The 16,232-nt window shown below is 41.5% G+C and carries 16 protein-coding genes; 12 read left to right on the forward strand and 4 right to left on the reverse strand.

Features of this window, described 5'->3' with window-relative positions; translation table 11 throughout:
• The 3 genes from JMX96_RS00540 (at position 1) to JMX96_RS00550 (ending at position 2,662) form a co-directional block, all read left to right on the forward strand.
• Positions 1-882 (forward strand): glycosyltransferase, encoded by an 882-nt coding sequence (locus JMX96_RS00540; protein ID WP_201547293.1) that lies wholly within the window; start codon positions 1-3, stop codon positions 880-882.
• On the forward strand, positions 812-1,837 hold the full coding sequence (locus JMX96_RS00545; RefSeq protein WP_201566594.1) for a capsular polysaccharide synthesis protein: 1,026 nt from the start codon (positions 812-814) through the stop codon (positions 1,835-1,837). Before JMX96_RS00540 ends, JMX96_RS00545 begins: the two co-directional genes overlap by 71 nt.
• A gap of 192 nt (positions 1,838-2,029) precedes the next feature.
• Positions 2,030-2,662 carry a YrbL family protein gene (locus JMX96_RS00550; RefSeq protein ID WP_201566596.1) on the forward strand — a complete coding sequence of 211 codons (633 nt, stop codon included), beginning with the start codon at positions 2,030-2,032 and terminating at the stop codon, positions 2,660-2,662.
• A gap of 107 nt (positions 2,663-2,769) precedes the next feature.
• Here JMX96_RS00550 and JMX96_RS00555 read toward each other — a convergent pair whose 3' ends face one another.
• The gene (locus JMX96_RS00555) at positions 2,770-3,699 is read right to left on the reverse strand and encodes a branched-chain amino acid transaminase (RefSeq protein ID WP_101204426.1); all 930 of its coding nucleotides are present in this window, start codon (positions 3,697-3,699) and stop codon (positions 2,770-2,772) included.
• Positions 3,700-4,062: 363 nt separating this feature from the next.
• The gene (gene glnE, locus JMX96_RS00560) at positions 4,063-6,927 is read right to left on the reverse strand and encodes a bifunctional [glutamate--ammonia ligase]-adenylyl-L-tyrosine phosphorylase/[glutamate--ammonia-ligase] adenylyltransferase (protein WP_201566598.1); all 2,865 of its coding nucleotides are present in this window, start codon (positions 6,925-6,927) and stop codon (positions 4,063-4,065) included.
• A 408-nt stretch (positions 6,928-7,335) separates the two neighbouring features.
• Here glnE and tusD point away from each other — a divergent pair, with 408 nt between their 5' ends.
• The 4 genes from tusD to JMX96_RS00580 all read left to right on the forward strand — a co-directional run bounded on the left by tusD (position 7,336) and on the right by JMX96_RS00580 (position 8,925).
• Positions 7,336-7,797 (forward strand): sulfurtransferase complex subunit TusD, encoded by a 462-nt coding sequence (gene tusD / locus JMX96_RS00565; RefSeq protein WP_201566600.1) that lies wholly within the window; start codon positions 7,336-7,338, stop codon positions 7,795-7,797.
• A 67-nt stretch (positions 7,798-7,864) separates the two neighbouring features.
• Positions 7,865-8,188, forward strand: a complete 324-nt coding sequence (locus tag JMX96_RS00570; RefSeq protein WP_201566602.1) for a hypothetical protein — start codon at positions 7,865-7,867, stop codon at positions 8,186-8,188.
• 54 nt (positions 8,189-8,242) lie between these two features.
• Complete coding sequence (locus JMX96_RS00575; RefSeq protein WP_201566604.1) at positions 8,243-8,572, forward strand: hypothetical protein; 330 nt, start codon at positions 8,243-8,245, stop codon at positions 8,570-8,572.
• An 8-nt stretch (positions 8,573-8,580) separates the two neighbouring features.
• Positions 8,581-8,925, forward strand: coding sequence for a TusE/DsrC/DsvC family sulfur relay protein (locus JMX96_RS00580; RefSeq protein ID WP_180958151.1), 345 nt, complete (start codon positions 8,581-8,583; stop codon positions 8,923-8,925).
• Positions 8,926-9,060: 135 nt separating this feature from the next.
• Here JMX96_RS00580 and JMX96_RS00585 read toward each other — a convergent pair whose 3' ends face one another.
• Positions 9,061-9,621, reverse strand: coding sequence for a tRNA (cytidine(34)-2'-O)-methyltransferase (locus JMX96_RS00585; protein ID WP_201566608.1), 561 nt, complete (start codon positions 9,619-9,621; stop codon positions 9,061-9,063).
• Between the two features lie 257 nt (positions 9,622-9,878).
• Here JMX96_RS00585 and JMX96_RS00590 point away from each other — a divergent pair, with 257 nt between their 5' ends.
• Positions 9,879-10,019, forward strand: a complete 141-nt coding sequence (locus JMX96_RS00590; RefSeq protein WP_057759705.1) for an entericidin A/B family lipoprotein — start codon at positions 9,879-9,881, stop codon at positions 10,017-10,019.
• Between the two features lie 101 nt (positions 10,020-10,120).
• On the opposite strand, the gene hemW is transcribed toward JMX96_RS00590, so the two are convergent.
• Complete coding sequence (hemW, locus tag JMX96_RS00595; protein WP_201567217.1) at positions 10,121-11,389, reverse strand: radical SAM family heme chaperone HemW; 1,269 nt, start codon at positions 11,387-11,389, stop codon at positions 10,121-10,123.
• 326 nt (positions 11,390-11,715) lie between these two features.
• Here hemW and JMX96_RS00600 point away from each other — a divergent pair, with 326 nt between their 5' ends.
• From JMX96_RS00600 to accC, 4 genes are all read left to right on the forward strand, one after another.
• Positions 11,716-12,195 (forward strand): EVE domain-containing protein, encoded by a 480-nt coding sequence (locus tag JMX96_RS00600; protein ID WP_201566610.1) that lies wholly within the window; start codon positions 11,716-11,718, stop codon positions 12,193-12,195.
• Between the two features lie 375 nt (positions 12,196-12,570).
• Positions 12,571-13,938 (forward strand): MATE family efflux transporter, encoded by a 1,368-nt coding sequence (locus JMX96_RS00605; protein ID WP_201567218.1) that lies wholly within the window; start codon positions 12,571-12,573, stop codon positions 13,936-13,938.
• A gap of 240 nt (positions 13,939-14,178) precedes the next feature.
• Positions 14,179-14,610 (forward strand): acetyl-CoA carboxylase biotin carboxyl carrier protein, encoded by a 432-nt coding sequence (gene accB, locus JMX96_RS00610; protein ID WP_102092842.1) that lies wholly within the window; start codon positions 14,179-14,181, stop codon positions 14,608-14,610.
• A 125-nt stretch (positions 14,611-14,735) separates the two neighbouring features.
• Complete coding sequence (gene accC, locus JMX96_RS00615; RefSeq protein WP_057759692.1) at positions 14,736-16,097, forward strand: acetyl-CoA carboxylase biotin carboxylase subunit; 1,362 nt, start codon at positions 14,736-14,738, stop codon at positions 16,095-16,097.
• The last annotated feature ends 135 nt before the right edge of the window (positions 16,098-16,232 follow it).

Consider the following 16,232-nt stretch of genomic DNA (forward strand, 5'->3'; position numbering starts at 1 on the left):
ATGCCACCAACTATTTCTACAATAGATAATCACCCTCAACCATCTGTTGCCATTCTATATATTGCAACTGGTCGGTACACTGTGTTTTGGGATTACTTCTATAAATCTGCTGAAAAATATTTACTACCGAATTGTGATAAACATTACGTTTTGTTCACAGATAATATAGAGTTATTGAATAAGCAGTCTGAGTATCTTAATGTTTCTATGATAAAACAGGAAGCCTTGCAATGGCCTTATATAGCATTAATGAGATATCAAATATTTTTAAATGCTCGTCAGTTTATTAGTTCTTTTGACTTTTCATTTTACTTTAATGGCAATACAGAATTTTTAGATACAATATTTCAAGAAGATTTACTACCATTAAAAGATCATGAAAAACTGACTCTTTATCTACAGCCACATGTATTTCATCGTCATAGAAGAAAGTATCCTTATGACCGTAACCCTCAATCCCAAGCATATATCCCCTATAATCAAGGAAGGCATTATTTTGCTGGTGGTATTCTAGGCGGTAAAACAAATGCGTTTTTAGAGCTATGTGAGTTATTGAATGCACAAACAGAAACAGATCTGAAAAATAATATTATCGCTTTATGGCATGATGAGAGCTATTTAAATAAGTTTGCTCTGGGACGCGCAGATATTAAAATACTACCCCCGTACTTCACACGTGGTGAGCGTGAATACTGGAAGAAAACCTCTAAGTTAATGTTCTCTGATAAGTCCCATTATCGTTTTGGCGGGCACTCATATCTCAGAGGTGAGACTAATAATAAGATTACTCAAGCTGAATGGAAAAAGAATAATGGCAGACGTAAAAGAAAACTCAAAACTCGATTCAGACAATATATCGCCTCGCTTTTTTTCAGACAGTAAAGCGTATACAAGGTTAAAAAGAAAAAAGAAAAAACCCTATCGCTATCTTTATAACGTAGTCACACCTAGAAGCAAGCGCAAAAATTTTGAAAAGAAAGCTGACTTCGAACAGCAAAACCAAGTTGCAAAGTGCTGGGCACAATTTATTGAGCTATATAACCATGGCAAGTTAATGACTTTTTCATTGCAGCCAAAAAAAGAATTTAAGAACGAAAAAATCATTTGGCAATACTGGGGGCAAGGTATTACTGAAAACCGTCTTCCTGAATCAGTTAAATTATACTTTAAGTCAGTAGACAAACATGCTGCTGACTATAAAATCATCCGTCTAGATGACAGCAATATCTACGACTATCTAGATTTACCTGATTTTATTTGGGATAAAAAAACGTCTCCAGGTTTCAGACCAGCCTTCTTTGCTGATTTAGTGCGTCTTGCCTTGCTCGATGTTTATGGCGGTATTTGGTTAGATGCAACGATTTACCTCTCTGCACCTCTACCTGCCGTGCTGAAAAATAGTGGTTTCTTTATGTATCAACGTGCCGAAGATGCACGAGATAAAGAACAATGGAAAAAATTTAACAAGAGCTATTTTTCTTGGGAAAGTGACCATAAAATTAATGTATTAAATAGCGTTATCTTTGCTCGAAAAAATGATCCGGTTATTCATACCTGTTTAGACTTAATTTTAAATTTTTGGAAAACACAAGAATATATCCCTCATTATTTTTTCTTCCAGATTTTATTTGATACGCTTATAAAAGGCGAGCTTGCAGGATATCAATGCCCTATCATTGATGATACTAAACCTCATTTATTGGTTGCGTCACTAGACAAACCTTACAATGAAACTGAATATCAAAATATTATCTCGCAAGCCAGTATACATAAAATGTCTTATGTGAAAGACATAAAGCCTAACTCGTATTATGAGTATCTATTGAAGAATACTTGATATTAATAAATTAGAGCTTAACCTCAATAATAATATTTGTTGGTTAATCATTTATTAGTACTATTTTTGAGCTAACAAATAACTTCTACCAACGTTATAACTGAAAGTCTAATATGTCATGATTAAACATCATATTTTATTGTTTCGTAAATATTCAAATCTCAGATACTGCAGTATAGGAAAAACATAACCATGCTCTTAACCAAAAACCTCAAATTACTAGGACAAGGTACTCAGAAAATTGTATTTGAGCATCCAGTATATTCAGACAAAATAATAAAAATTATGAATCCGAAACATGCTACTGCTGATGGTGCAAGGGCTAAGCAACATTATTTACGTGCACATCGCTCTCAAGGGATTTACAAACAGTTCCGTAGAGAGTTATTACAGTATTTACAATTATGTAAAAACAGCTACGCTAAGCTTAATTATACTTTTCCTATCGAAACAGTTTACGGTATGATTGGAACAGACCAAGGGCTAGCACTAGTTACTGAAAAGATAACCTCTCCTAATGGCTCAGTTGTGTCTGTGTATGATTTAGACGAAGATAATAGCTTTAATAAAAGTCATGCAGATGCTTTAGATAAATTTTTTAATGAATGCTGTAACTTACACGTTGTATTTGGTGAAGTAAATATTGCAGGTATCATGTATACAGAACAAAGACACGGTATTCCTGAGTTTGTACTAGTCGATGGTATTGGTGATAAGCTTCTGATTCCATTCAGATCCATGAGCAAAACAATCAATAGCCGTAATGTTAGAAAAGTCGAAGCAAAAATAAAGTCTAAAATTAAATATTATAATATCGGACAGTGATATAAAAACAACGATTTATGGGCATGCTGATTTCTCTTTCAGAAAAAGAAAGCCAACACTATTAAATAGTGTTGGCTTTCTTTTTTAGCACCTTTTTAGATATTGTATTAATCAATAAAGCTTAACCAGTCCATATATTTCTCGTTACGACCATGGACTACATCAAAGTATAAGGTCTGTAGTTTTTCAGTCAACTCACCGCGGCCACCATTACCGATGATACGATCGTCATATTCACGAATAGGCGTCACTTCAGCAGCAGTACCTGTCATAAATATCTCGTCAGCCAAGTAAAACTCATCACGAGTTATACGGCGTTCGATAACATTGATACCTAGGTCAGCCGCGAACTGTAAGATAGTACGACGGGTAATACCGTCTAATGCTCCACCTGATAGGTCTGGCGTATGTAGCTCACCATTTTTTACCAAAAATAAGTTCTCGCCTGCGCCCTGACATACAAACCCTTGTGGATCCATCAAGATAGCTTCGTCATAGCCATTACGCGTCACTTCTTGGTTGGCCATGATAGACACAGGATAGTTACTAGAGGCCTTAGCCTTACACATAGTCACATTTGGCATGTGATGCGTATAAGATGACGTTTTTACACGGATACCGTTTTTGATGCCTTCTTCACCAAGATAAGCACCCCAATGCCAAGCAGCAACCATTGCATTGATGCTGTTATCACGTGAAGACAGGCCAAGTTTTTCTGCACCTACCCAAATGAGCGGACGAATATAAGCTTCTGCCAAGTTGTTTTGCTTGACCACATCCTTATGTGCTTGCTCTAAAGTGGCAGCATCAAAAGGTACGTCCATTTGAAAGATTTTGGCTGAGCCAAGTAGACGTTCGGTATGTTCTTTTAAGCGGAAAATAGCAGTACGATTATCCGCTGTTTGGTAAGCTCGTACGCCTTCAAACACAGCCATGCCGTAATGCAAGCTATGTGTAAGCACATGAACTTTAGCATCTGGCTGTTCGATCATCGTGCCATTCATCCAAAGCTTACCATCTTGTGTTGCCATATTCATTTTATTGTCCTTATGCTAGCACTGACGTCTAACTTTTTTTAGGTAGGTTTTATTTAACAGTATTGATCAACATCGTATGATAACACCGCAGCGTCAATTTTTATTGCCTAAACAACAGCTTCATTATGACAAATGACTGACAGTATTATGATGATGTGTGACCGATTATATCACTGGCCGTCTTGGCAAATGAAATCTTTTGGTTTGGCACTATATGGTTTTTAATTATATCGTTCCTAGCTACCGTTTCTATCCATAGTTTTTGTTCATAGCTTTTATTGATAGCTTTTATTCACAGTAACGCATGACAGTTTAAGCGTCTCTTGGACTATCGGCAAGGCCTGAATCATACAAGTTACGATATTACTCGTCATCTGTCTCCACGCCCATGAGATGCTGCCACTGTGACTGTACTAACGCTCGCGTCTCCTGCCACAATGACTCATCAACGAGCAAAGACTGCTCTGATAGAGCTAACTGATGCGTGGCAGCACGAATCCTTAGATAGGCATCGGTCAAATCCTGACAGACTTGGTCATCCCAAATACCAAGCAAAGCAACTTCTGCAAAAATTCGCACATTATCGCTCCACTTGGTCAAACTTGGATATTCATGTGAGTAAGCCAATACGGCAAACTGTGCTAAGAACTCAATGTCTACAATCCCGCCTGCATCTTGTTTAAGATGAAACTTGCCCGCTTCCTGTTGCCATTGACTTGTGCCTAGATGCTTTTGCATTTTGATACGCATGCTGGTGACTTCACTACGTACTTGATCCAGTGTCCGTGGCAACGACAAGACATCGCGGCGAATATCACAAAAGCGTGCAGTGACTCGTCTGTCTCCGCAAATCGCACGAGCACGTACCAACGCTTGATGCTCCCATGACCATGCTTTATCCATCTGATAGGTTTCAAACGCATGACAAGACACCACCATCATGCCAGCATTTCCTGAAGGCCGCAGACGCATATCAATCTCATAGGCACGGCCATCACGGGTTTGAGTATTGAGATAATTCATCAGTTTTTGTACAAGACGCGCGGCAAATTTCATACCACTGACTGATTTTTCACCAGTGGTCATGCCTTGCTCTTTTATCTTGTGTAAAAATACCAAGTCCAAATCTGAAGAATACGACAACTCTAAGCCACCAAGCTTGCCATAACCGATAATTGCAAAGCCGCAGTCCGCTTCAGTGACTGGGTCGCCATCTTGGCCAATAGGATACCCATAACGGTTAACAATCTCTGCAAAAGCGCGCTCTAATGCTGCTTCTAGTACGACTTCAGCGATATAAGTCAATGAATCCGATACTTTCATAATCGGGCGTTCAGCCAATACATCACTAGCAGCAACCGCCAACACCTGATTCTTTTTGAACAGGCGTAGGACGCTTAAAAGCTCTTCTTCATCGTTTGGCTCGACGCGTAGTAATTGTTGGCGCACGATATCACGTAGCTCACGCTTATCTGGCAGATGGCGATAACGCTGCTGCAAAAATGTGTCTAATAATACAGGATACTGAGCCAACTCTTTTGCGATCCATGGGCTAGCAGATAGCATTGGAATCAGCTCAATCGTTGCATTAGGGTTTTCAGCAATCATGACCAAGTAGATAGAACGGCGACAAATCGCTTCAAGCAGTGAGATCAATCTTGGTAAAGCAGTATTGGCAAGTTGCTGCTGTTCTTGATGCGCTAACAACGCATGGACAATGACAGGATATGCGTCGTCTAAACGCTCTCTGGCTTCATCACTTAAATTAGCCACCATTTTTGATTGCCAAAAATTCTGTAGTACCTCGCGATTTTCTTTTGTTAGCACTTCATTTAAACGGGCAATTTGCTCATCTAAGTGCTCTGGCTCTAGGTCAGTATCTTCGTTATCAGGTATTTGACGCTCAGTGACCATACGCTCAAACGGCACATTGACACTCTCGCGATGACGATTAAGCTGATCTAATAAGGCATGCCAGTTTTCAAAATTCAGCGTCACTGCTAGATTATGTTGCCATTGCTCATCGTGTGGTAAGCGCTGGGTCTGCTGATCATTAATCGCTTGAATAGCATGCTCCAGCCGGCGTAAGAACCGATACGCGGCCTGTAGCTGCTCATAAGTTGAATGCTCCAGATAGCCAAGCTCACATAATACTTGCATCGCTTGCAAGCAAGGTTTGATTTGCAGCTGTGGATGCCGGCCACCATAGATAAGCTGAAAGGCCTGTACGATAAACTCAATATCTCTGATACCGCCCGCGCCAAGCTTGATATTGTCCAAGTCTTCACGCTGTGCAACTTGGTTTTGAATAAGAGACTTCATCTCTCTCAATGCCGAAAACGCACTGTAGTCCACGTAATAACGAAAGACAAATGGCTTAATCAGCGATTGTATCTCTTCATAAAACGGCTGGTCTATTTGTCCGACTACGCGCGCTTTTAACCAAGCAAAACGCTCCCATGCACGCCCATGCATCGTAAAGTATTTTTGCAATGCAGACAGATGAATGGCCAAATCACTTCCATCACCCCATGGACGTAAGCGCATATCTACTCGAAAGACAAAACCATCAGCGGTCTTGTTATCAAGCAGTTTAATAATGCCTTGACCCAATCGAGTCATAAAGCGTTTGTTATCTATGCTACGTGTGCCTTTTGCTTTACTGCCATTGGTCTCGCCGCGTGCTTGATGTACAAAGATTAAGTCAATATCACTTGATAAATTCAGCTCTTGCGCACCAAGTTTACCCATGGCCATGATTGCCATATCATCAATCTGTACATTGCCTTGTTCATTGATAAAGGTCGGCTCGCCATATTTAGCAACCAAGTGCTGATAAGTGTAATCTTTAGCAAAAGAGATACAGCCATCTGCAAACTCAGACAACTCATCGGTCAGCTGCTCTAGACTGATCGTCTGCAAGGCATCTTGCCAAATCCAGCGCATCATTAGTAGCGTGCGCAAGTGACGCAGACCACTCATGACCTTGATTTCATCAGCGAGTTGATAGTTCTCATCTAACGTATAATCTTGTATCAGATCATCGATTTGCTGGCGGGTCAGCGTACTATTCAATGGATAGCTACGCAAAAACGTCTGACATGAAACGGTCCGACTTTCCCAAATTTGGTAAGCGAACTCGCTCGCTGTCTTCAGGACTTGCAGTTGTTCTACGGTAGGCTGATAATCTGTACCATTGTTCACACGTGAGGGCATAGCAGGTAACATAGTGACAAAAACTCCTTACATAGAATGGTAAGACTACGTGAACCTAGCTCATAAGTTTATTGTTTTTTCTTACGAGGCAGTCACAGCATCAAATAATAATACTCAGTGTGCCTACACTTGAGATAAAACCACGTTAAATAACAGTGACTCTATTTGGTTTGCGGCGCTTTATGTTAGCATAAACATCTTTGATAGAGACGACTCACCTCTCTTTTATGACATAACGCTATTTGATGTGACAGTATGATCCGCTGTATGTCGCATTATCAGTATAAATTCTGTTTTCTGTCACGCAAATTTGCACACAAGCACTATAATAATAACGACCAAATTACTTTATACAAAGCATTTATAGCAACTCGGCCATAATTTTTAAACTCTTATTTATAATATGTGATACTGCGCCTTATGACGACCACTACCCCGTTACTACTGATTACTGCTGACCCTAGCCACCCATTAGCACACTTGGCGTTACGCTATGCACGCGCTTACCTGAAGGGCGCAGCGAATAGTCATGATATTGATAACAATGACACTAATAATACAGGCAGCAGCGATAATGCTGCCTCTGAACAACCTCTGCTCAATGTCTTCTTTTATGGCGACTCGGCTCACATAGCCAATCGATTGCGTTGGCAGTCAGCCGATCAACTAGACTTGACCAAAGAATGGCAGTCATTGGCTGAGCAGTATCAATTCCCCCTGCCTGTCTGTGTCAGTACAGCCCTTAGCCGCGGCGTGAGTGATGTAGACAACAGTTCACGCCATCAGCTTGACGGTGCCAATCTTGCGACAGGGTTTACGTTAGTGGGACTCAGTGAGCTTGCGATGATGATGCAGGATAACTGTCGTTTGATACAGTTTTGATAGCATGTCGTTTGATAGTTTGTCTATTAACATCACTGGTAGCGGTAACTATTTTTAGGAATACATAATGAGATTATTAATTCAACTGCACACGCCCACTGAAGCAGCAAGCTACGAAGGTTGTGCGCTTGCGCTAACTCTAGCGACATTTGGTCATGAGGTGCAATTGTTCTTAGATGCGCCGGTCTTTGGCCTATTGATGCAATCTGACTCGCGGCTGCATGGCATGATTCAGTCACTTGAGCTTTACGATATGCCCGCAGCTTGGCTACCTGATGATGTCTTTAGTGGCTGGGTCACTGGTATGTTGCCGACAGATCTGGCATCACAGCTCACACTCGTGCCAGAGGTCATCAACTCACAAAACTTTGAGCAGATACTTACCTTTTAAGACGCTGTATAACTTAGATTTATAAAATAATAAAGCACGTAATCGGACACCTTTATGGCAACTTTATATCAATTGCATAGCACGATGGATACCCTTAGACGCAGTACTGAAGAGATGTCTCGCACTTGGCGCACGGGCGACAGTATCATTCTGCTTGGCGCCACCCCTGCTTTTATCGACTGGCTCAATGCTTATCTAAATGATAGCGATATCGAGGATATTGCTGGTATTTACGCATTGGCAGATGACATCGCACAGCTCACAGCAAATACAACTGGCAAACTTAATTTAGAGACTAAGTTGACTGCTATTTTAACCGACGCAGAATGGGTGAATCTGACTCAGAACAGTCAGTTTGACAAAGTGGTGACGATTGCCTTATGAGTAATGACATGACCACTCACAACGCTGCATTATCAGCGGCTGATATCGAATTAGATCAAGACGGCCATCTATGTGACCATACGATTTGGACACCTGCTATCGCACAGCAATTGGCAGACACGTTAGAGGTTAATCTGAGCGATGAGCATTTAGAAATTTTGCAACAAGTGCGCGCGTTTTTTGATAAATTTAATCACGCGCCAGCAACCCGTCCATTAATCAAATGGCTACAAAAGACTTTGCCAGAACTTGATATTAGCAATCAAAAGCTACAGCAATTGTTTAATACAGGTTTGGTTGCGCGTCATGTCAATCGCTTAGCAGGCTTACCAAAACCACCGAACTGTTTATAAGTGCTTTATAGGCGATAAGATACGATCGATGTCGCACTAGAAACTCATCATATGTACATGAGCAGTATCTAATATTTTACTGCTCATTGAGTATGCAAATACTTTTAAGTCTATAGTTATTGCTTTGTAGAATCGCTATTTTGGGTCATAGACTGTCAATGTCTCATAACCAACGCTACGACCTTCATCGCCTGCAAATCCTTGCTGTCGCCATATCTCGTACAAACAAATAGCTACGCTATTTGATAAGTTCAAACTGCGCGAGTCAGCTAGCATGGGTAGTCTTAGCCAGTTATCAGCACCGATATCTTCACGTATATCATCTGCCAGACCTGCCGTCTCAGAACCGAAAACCAGCGCGATATTGGGCATAGCAGCCTTATCAGATGCTTCAGAGTCCGAGTTTTTGCCAAAGTCATAATCGTAGAACGGTTTGCTCAGTTTGGTTGTCAATGCGGTAACGACATGGCAATCGGCGGCTTTTAGAGCTTGTCTCGCAGCCGTCCAATCATCATGCACTTGCAAATGAGCATATTCGTGATAATCAAGACCTGCACGGCGTAGCTTTTTGTCATCAAGCTCAAACCCTAACGGTCTGACTAAATGTAGCTGTGCTCCGCTATTGGCACACAGTCGAATAATATTGCCAGTATTGCTCGGCATTTTTGGTGCTACTAGCACGATATGGATGGTCATTCTTACTCCACAAATATTCAGCGCTCTATTATTTAAATTTATGAGCGGTAGGTAATCGAAAGTTACAGTTTACTGCCAATAATTACATTTTGATACTGTGCAGCGTTTTTAACTTTCACTATGATGTCTGTAATGGATAACGCGATAGCATTTATGTATGACTGTCACATCCAATACCCCTTCAGTGAAGCTTGAGCACGATGCTTAGCGTCACTGTTGTTATTTATAACCATTCATTTATCTTTGAGGATACTATTATGAAAAAAGTAATCATCGCATCTTTAACTGCTATGTTCGTTCTAACTGGTTGCAACACGTTCAAAGGCTTTGGCCAAGACGTATCAAGCGCTGGTGATGCTGTAACTGGCGGCGCACAAGAAGTACAAAACAAAATCTAAGGTCTGCTTTTTTTAGATTTTCAAAAGGGCTTATCATTCATTTGATAAGCCTTTTTTGTGTTCTTACTTCGCCGTTATTAAACAATCACTCAAGCACGATTTTATAAAAACGCGCGTAATATCTGATTGAGATAACGCTGTCCTAATACGGTCGGTTGCAACTGCGTATCACTATCTACCAACAATCCTTGTTTGACTAAACTGTTTACTTGTTCAGCAATACTATCAAGGGTTAATCCAGTTCTCTTTTCGAACATAGACCAAGCGACACCGCCATGTAAGCGCAGTGCGTTTAGCATAAACTCGCTCACCAACTCTTCTTGATCAATCGCTTGCCAGCCAACCATTTTTGGTGTGATTTGGCGTGTATCAGACATCTCCGTGACATCTGGATTCATTACTACATAATCTTTTGGCAAACGTGATTTGCTAAAGCGATAGATACCTGACGCTAGTAACAAGTCATCTTCCATTTTATCTTTTACGTCTGATGAATGACCACCATTGCTATCGTTACAACCAATCGTTACTTTACCATGTGCTCCAGCGCCGATTGCTAGATAGTCGCCAAACTGCCAATAATTGATGTTATGACGGCATGGTTTGTCTAACGCACCTGCCCATGCCGACACCTCATAATTGCTATAACCTAATTGCTGCAATAACGACTGACCTGCTTGTTCAATATCTGCCAAATTGTCTTCATCGGGTAAAATAGGCTGACTGCGGTAAAACACGGTATTCGGCTCAATAGTCAGTTGATACCAAGAGATATGCGTTGCGCCAGCATCATGCGCCATTTGGATATCTTCTAGCGCTTCATTCATGGTTTGTTGCGGTAGACCGTGCATCAGGTCGACGTTGACCCGTACAAATCCAGCCGCTTTGGCAGTGCGAATCGCTGATAACGCTTGCACAGGATCATGGATACGCCCAAGTACCTTTAGCTTATCAGCGGCAAAGCTCTGTACGCCGATAGACAAACGATTGATACCAACCTCTAAATACTGCGCAAATGGTGCATGCTCAAGCGTGCCGGGATTGGCCTCCATCGTAACTTCGATGTCTTCTGCAAATTCAAAACATGTACGTAACCCAGAGAACAATCGTTGATACTGAGCAATGGGTAGCAAAGACGGCGTACCACCACCAATAAATATCGAACCAATTTTTCGGCCCTGAGTTAAAGGTTGCTGCATTGCGGCATCTAACAGTAATGCATCGACGTATTCCTCATACATGGATAATCCACTGTCAATCGGTAGCTCATGCGAATTAAAATCGCAATAAGGACACTTCTTCACACACCACGGAATGTGTATGTAAAGAGACAATGGAATGTCAGTCACATCGACCTCGATAGTATCCATTGTTGGTTCAGTAAGACTTAACGTATTTAGTTCGTTTGGCATGCTGTCTGTATTCACTTTGGGCATAAATAAACTTATTTTGTAGTGAGCAATGATGATCGATATCAAAAGTAACGCTAGGATAGCGACTAGATGAGATAAAGAAAAGCCTATCTATCATAAAACTATTAACAAAAACACGTATAAACGCCCTATTCACCATGGCAACTTATGGGCAGTATATAGAGACTCTATTAAAAACGGGGTTGAGAGCGAGCTAAGAGAAACTAACTCTGATAATTTTAAGCACAAATTGAAAAATAAATAAAAAATCGAAGGACAAATATATGGCGTATTGGTTAATGAAATCCAACCCTAAATTTTTTGGTATTGAAGACTTGCAGCGCCTAGGCACCGACGGTTGGGACGGCGTTCGCAACTACCGCGCACGTAACTTTATGCGTGATGATATGAAAGTTGGCGACAAGGTATTCTTTTATCACTCTAGCGCCAAGCCGTCTGGAGTCGCTGGTATTATGACAGTTACTACAGCAGGGTATCCTGATCCTACTCAATTTCACCCTGAGCATCGTCATTATGATCCTATTGCGACCGAAGATGCACCTCGTTGGTATATGGTTGATCTTGCTTTTGAGCAAGCTTTTACAGAGGTGTTGCCACTATCAGAGTTAAAATTCTTGCCAACTTTGGAAGACTCGTTATTATTGAGGAAAGGCTGTCAGCAGTTAACGGTGATTCCATTAGAGCCCAAACATTGGCGAGCGATTATGGATATGGCGGAGACACTTGAGTTGTTGCCGGAGTAAACTCATTGAATTGGCTATTGGCTGTTGTCCATCAACTATAAAACAGAGTACAAAAAACCTAAGATTAATACCTACATAGCGGCGCTAAAGCGTTGACATCATAGTGTTGCTTCTTTACCATCTTATTATGTATATGACCTGTCAATCCACTACTTGGATCGACGGGTTATTTTTATTTTAGTGTCTTTACTTTTATTTTCATACTCTGCCTATCTACTTATGCAACATTATAAGCTTGCTCATATTATTTATCGGAGTATTATCGTCGGCACTACACTCTCCTTGCTGTGTCAATCTTAGTCGATTGATAGCAGTGTTTGTTTATTAATAATAACCTTAATAACAATTACCGCAAAGAATAAAAAGTTGCTTACCATGGTTTTTCCATTGTCTTTCAAAGATTTTAAAAGCTACAGCTTACGTTTAGGCGTACTTGCCCTCCCTATCTTAATTACTCAGTTTTGCCAAGCCGCACTTGGCGTAGTCGATGCCATCATGGCAGGTCAAGTCTCGGCGCTTGATTTGGCTGCGGTAGCCGTTGGCTCTGGTATTTGGCTACCATTGTTTTTATTGGCCACAGGTGTGCTTATCGCAACCACACCTCTGATTGGTGAAGCGATTGGTCAAGACCAGCACGGCCAAGTACCACATATCACGCAGCAGTCTCTATGGACAGCAGGTGTCATTGGCATTATTGGTTTTATCATTGTTAATTTGGCTCCCAATGTCCTTGGCATTATGGGTGTCCCAGAAAACATTCAGCCGATAGCGACGCAGTATTTACATGGTGTCTCATTTGGTTTCCCAGCGCTCGCTGTATATGCCGTCCTACGCAGTTATTGTGAGGCATTGGGTCGTCCTGAGCCTGTGACTGTCATTAGTATCATTGGCCTACTCGCAGATATTCCTTTGAACTATATTTTTATTCACGGGTTATTTGGGATGCCAGAAATGGGCGGTGCAGGCTGCGGGGTGGCGACAGCGCTGGTATTATGGATAAATGTCCTATTATTGGCGGCCTATACTAGCTTCACGAAACGTCGCGAATTTGTGAGCACACGATTTTTTTATGGCTTCTCTAGCCCTAATCGTACACAGATAAAAAAGCTGTTAAAACTCGGCATCCCTATTGGCATCTCTATTTTCTTTGAAGCCAGTTTGTTCAGCTTAGGCGCACTCGTTATCAGTCCATTGGGTGAGCTAGCAACAGCATCGCATCAAGTGGCGCTGTCAGTGACCTCACAGCTATTTATGATACCGATATCGGTCGCCATGGCGCTCACTATCATGGTCTCCAATCGATTTGGTCAAAAAAACCTATTAGCACTGCGCCAAGTGCAAGCTACTGGACTGGTATGGACCGTATTGATCGCTTTGACTTGTATGCTTGGGATATGGCTATTCAGACCGGAACTCGCAGCAGCATTCACCGATAATCCAGAAGTTAGAGCTCAGTCTATGCATTTGCTTATCTTTGCACTTGCCTATCAGTTATTTGATGGCTGGCAAGTTAACGTTGCTGGTATATTGCGCGGTATGCAAGATACCACCGTACCGATGTGGGTAACGCTCTTCTGCTACTGGTTAGTTGCACTACCACTTGGCGTCTATCTGGTGCGTTTCACTGACGTTGGTGCACAAGGGTTTTGGATGGCGTTGATTACAGGTTTGTTCTTATCATCTATTTTACTTACTTTGCGTCTACGCTATCAGCAAAAACGTTTAACTATGCTATGGGGTTAAGCCAATTGCTCATGGATTGCATTTTATAATCATTATTAGCGTCATTTGATCATACAGACTATGAAAAATCGTAGATATTTTCTTGCTAAAAAGATGGCTTACGTCAAAATATGTAAAAATTCTCAGTTAACAACTGTACATTGATTGCTCATTGCCTTGAATCTAGGTATCATTAGCAATTAATTAGACAATATTTAGTTACACTATTTCTCGAATTTAGTATAAGGCCAGATAAAAACTATGGATATTGAAAAAATACGCACCCTCATCGCCCTTATGGAAGAAAGTGAACTGGTTAATTTAGAAATCAGTTCTGACGACGAGCATATTAGCTTAACTCGTCACTATGACGCGCCTGCGCCAACTATGATGGCCGCCCCAGCTGCGAGCGCTGCTCCTGCTGCCGCTGTCGAAGGCAAACCTGCAGAAAAAGCGGGTAGCGTTGAGTCTTCACCAATGGTTGGTGTTTTCTATTCAGCACCAAGTCCTAATGACCCACCATTTGTGAAAGTCGGTCAAAAGGTTCAGGCAGGTGATACCTTAGGTATCATCGAAGCCATGAAAATCATGAACCCGCTTGAAGCGACTCAAAGTGGTATTGTTGACGAAATCTTGGTAGATAACTCTGAAGTCGTACAGTTCGGTCAACCTGTCATACGCTACAAAGCGTAACGATATTTGCCATACTTTATTTCATTATGGCTGACTTTTGGTATATATACCGCGTCAATGCTAAACAACATGATGCTATGTATCGAAACTCAGTCAATGACTGACGCTTCGACAAGGATGAACCCATGATAAAAAAATTGCTCATTGCCAACAGAGGTGAAATTGCCCTGCGCATCGTCCGCGCCTGTAAAGCGCTAGGTATCGAAACGGTAGGTGTCTACTCTACTGCGGATGCCAACTTGATGCACTTGCGCTTTGTTGATGAGGCAATTTGTATTGGCAAGCCTAATGCTAACCAAAGCTACCTTGATATCAATACCATCTTAACTGCTGCTGAAATTACTGGTGCAGATGCTATCCATCCCGGTTATGGCTTTTTGTCTGAAAATGCTGAATTTGCTGAACAAGTAGAAGAAGCAGGATTGACCTTCGTTGGTCCTAATGCTGATCATATTCGCCTTATGGGCAACAAAGTTTCTGCCATCAACGCTATGAAAAAAGCAGGCGTACCAACCGTACCTGGTTCAGTTGGCGCTGTGACCCTGCACAATGCTGAAGAGCAAGCCCGCAATATTGGCTTCCCACTATTGATTAAAGCAGCTTCTGGCGGTGGTGGACGCGGTATGCGTGTGGTTGAACGCTTTGATGAACTAATTGGTCAAGTACAAGCGGCCAAACAAGAAGCTGAGCTCTGGTTCGGTGATGACACTGTCTATATGGAGCGCTATCTACAAAACCCGCGTCACGTAGAAGTACAGGTGTTGGGTGATGGTAATGGTAATGCTATCCATCTATATGACCGTGATTGCTCATTGCAGCGTCGCCATCAAAAAGTACTAGAAGAAGCACCTGCCCCAGACATCCCAGATGATGTACGTGAGCCAATCTTAAAAGCTTGCGTAAAAGCTTGCGAGCTTGTTAAGTATCGCGGTGCTGGTACGTTTGAATTCTTGTTTGAAAATAACGAGTTTTTCTTTATTGAAATGAACACTCGTGTACAGGTTGAGCATCCAGTGACTGAGATGATTACTGGTATTGATGTTGTGGTCGAACAGCTTAAAATTGCTGCCGGTTACGGCCTATCTTATCGTCAAAGTGAGATTGAGATTCAGGGTCATGCGATCGAATGTCGTATCAATGCCGAAGATGCAGCGACTTTCGTACCTTGCCCAGGTACTATCAGTCAATTGTTCACGCCAAGTGGTTCTGGTATCCGTTTTGACTCTCATCTATACCCTGGCTATGAAATACCGACCTATTATGATTCATTGATTGGTAAGCTTATTTGTCACGGTCAAACTCGTCAGCAAGCCATTGCTAAGACAGTACATGCCCTTGATGAGCTAATTATCGAAGGTATCAAAACCAATATTCCTTTGCATCGTGATGTGATTTTAGCGGATGATAACTTTACTCGTGAAGCGCAAAATATTCACTATCTCGAAAGAGAGCTGCTGACTGCGAATAAAGCCAAAAAAGACTCGTAAGCTGAAATACCTGTAGAGTCTACTAAGCTTAATAAGCTCTCTGCAATTGTCATTTAAAAAACATATAAAAAAGCCGCTATTAATATAGCGGTTTTTTTATGTCATCAATAAGCTGTCAATCATACGTAAAGTACA

The organism is Psychrobacter sp. JCM 18900, from assembly GCF_904846625.1.
Lineage (GTDB): Bacteria > Pseudomonadota > Gammaproteobacteria > Pseudomonadales > Moraxellaceae > Psychrobacter.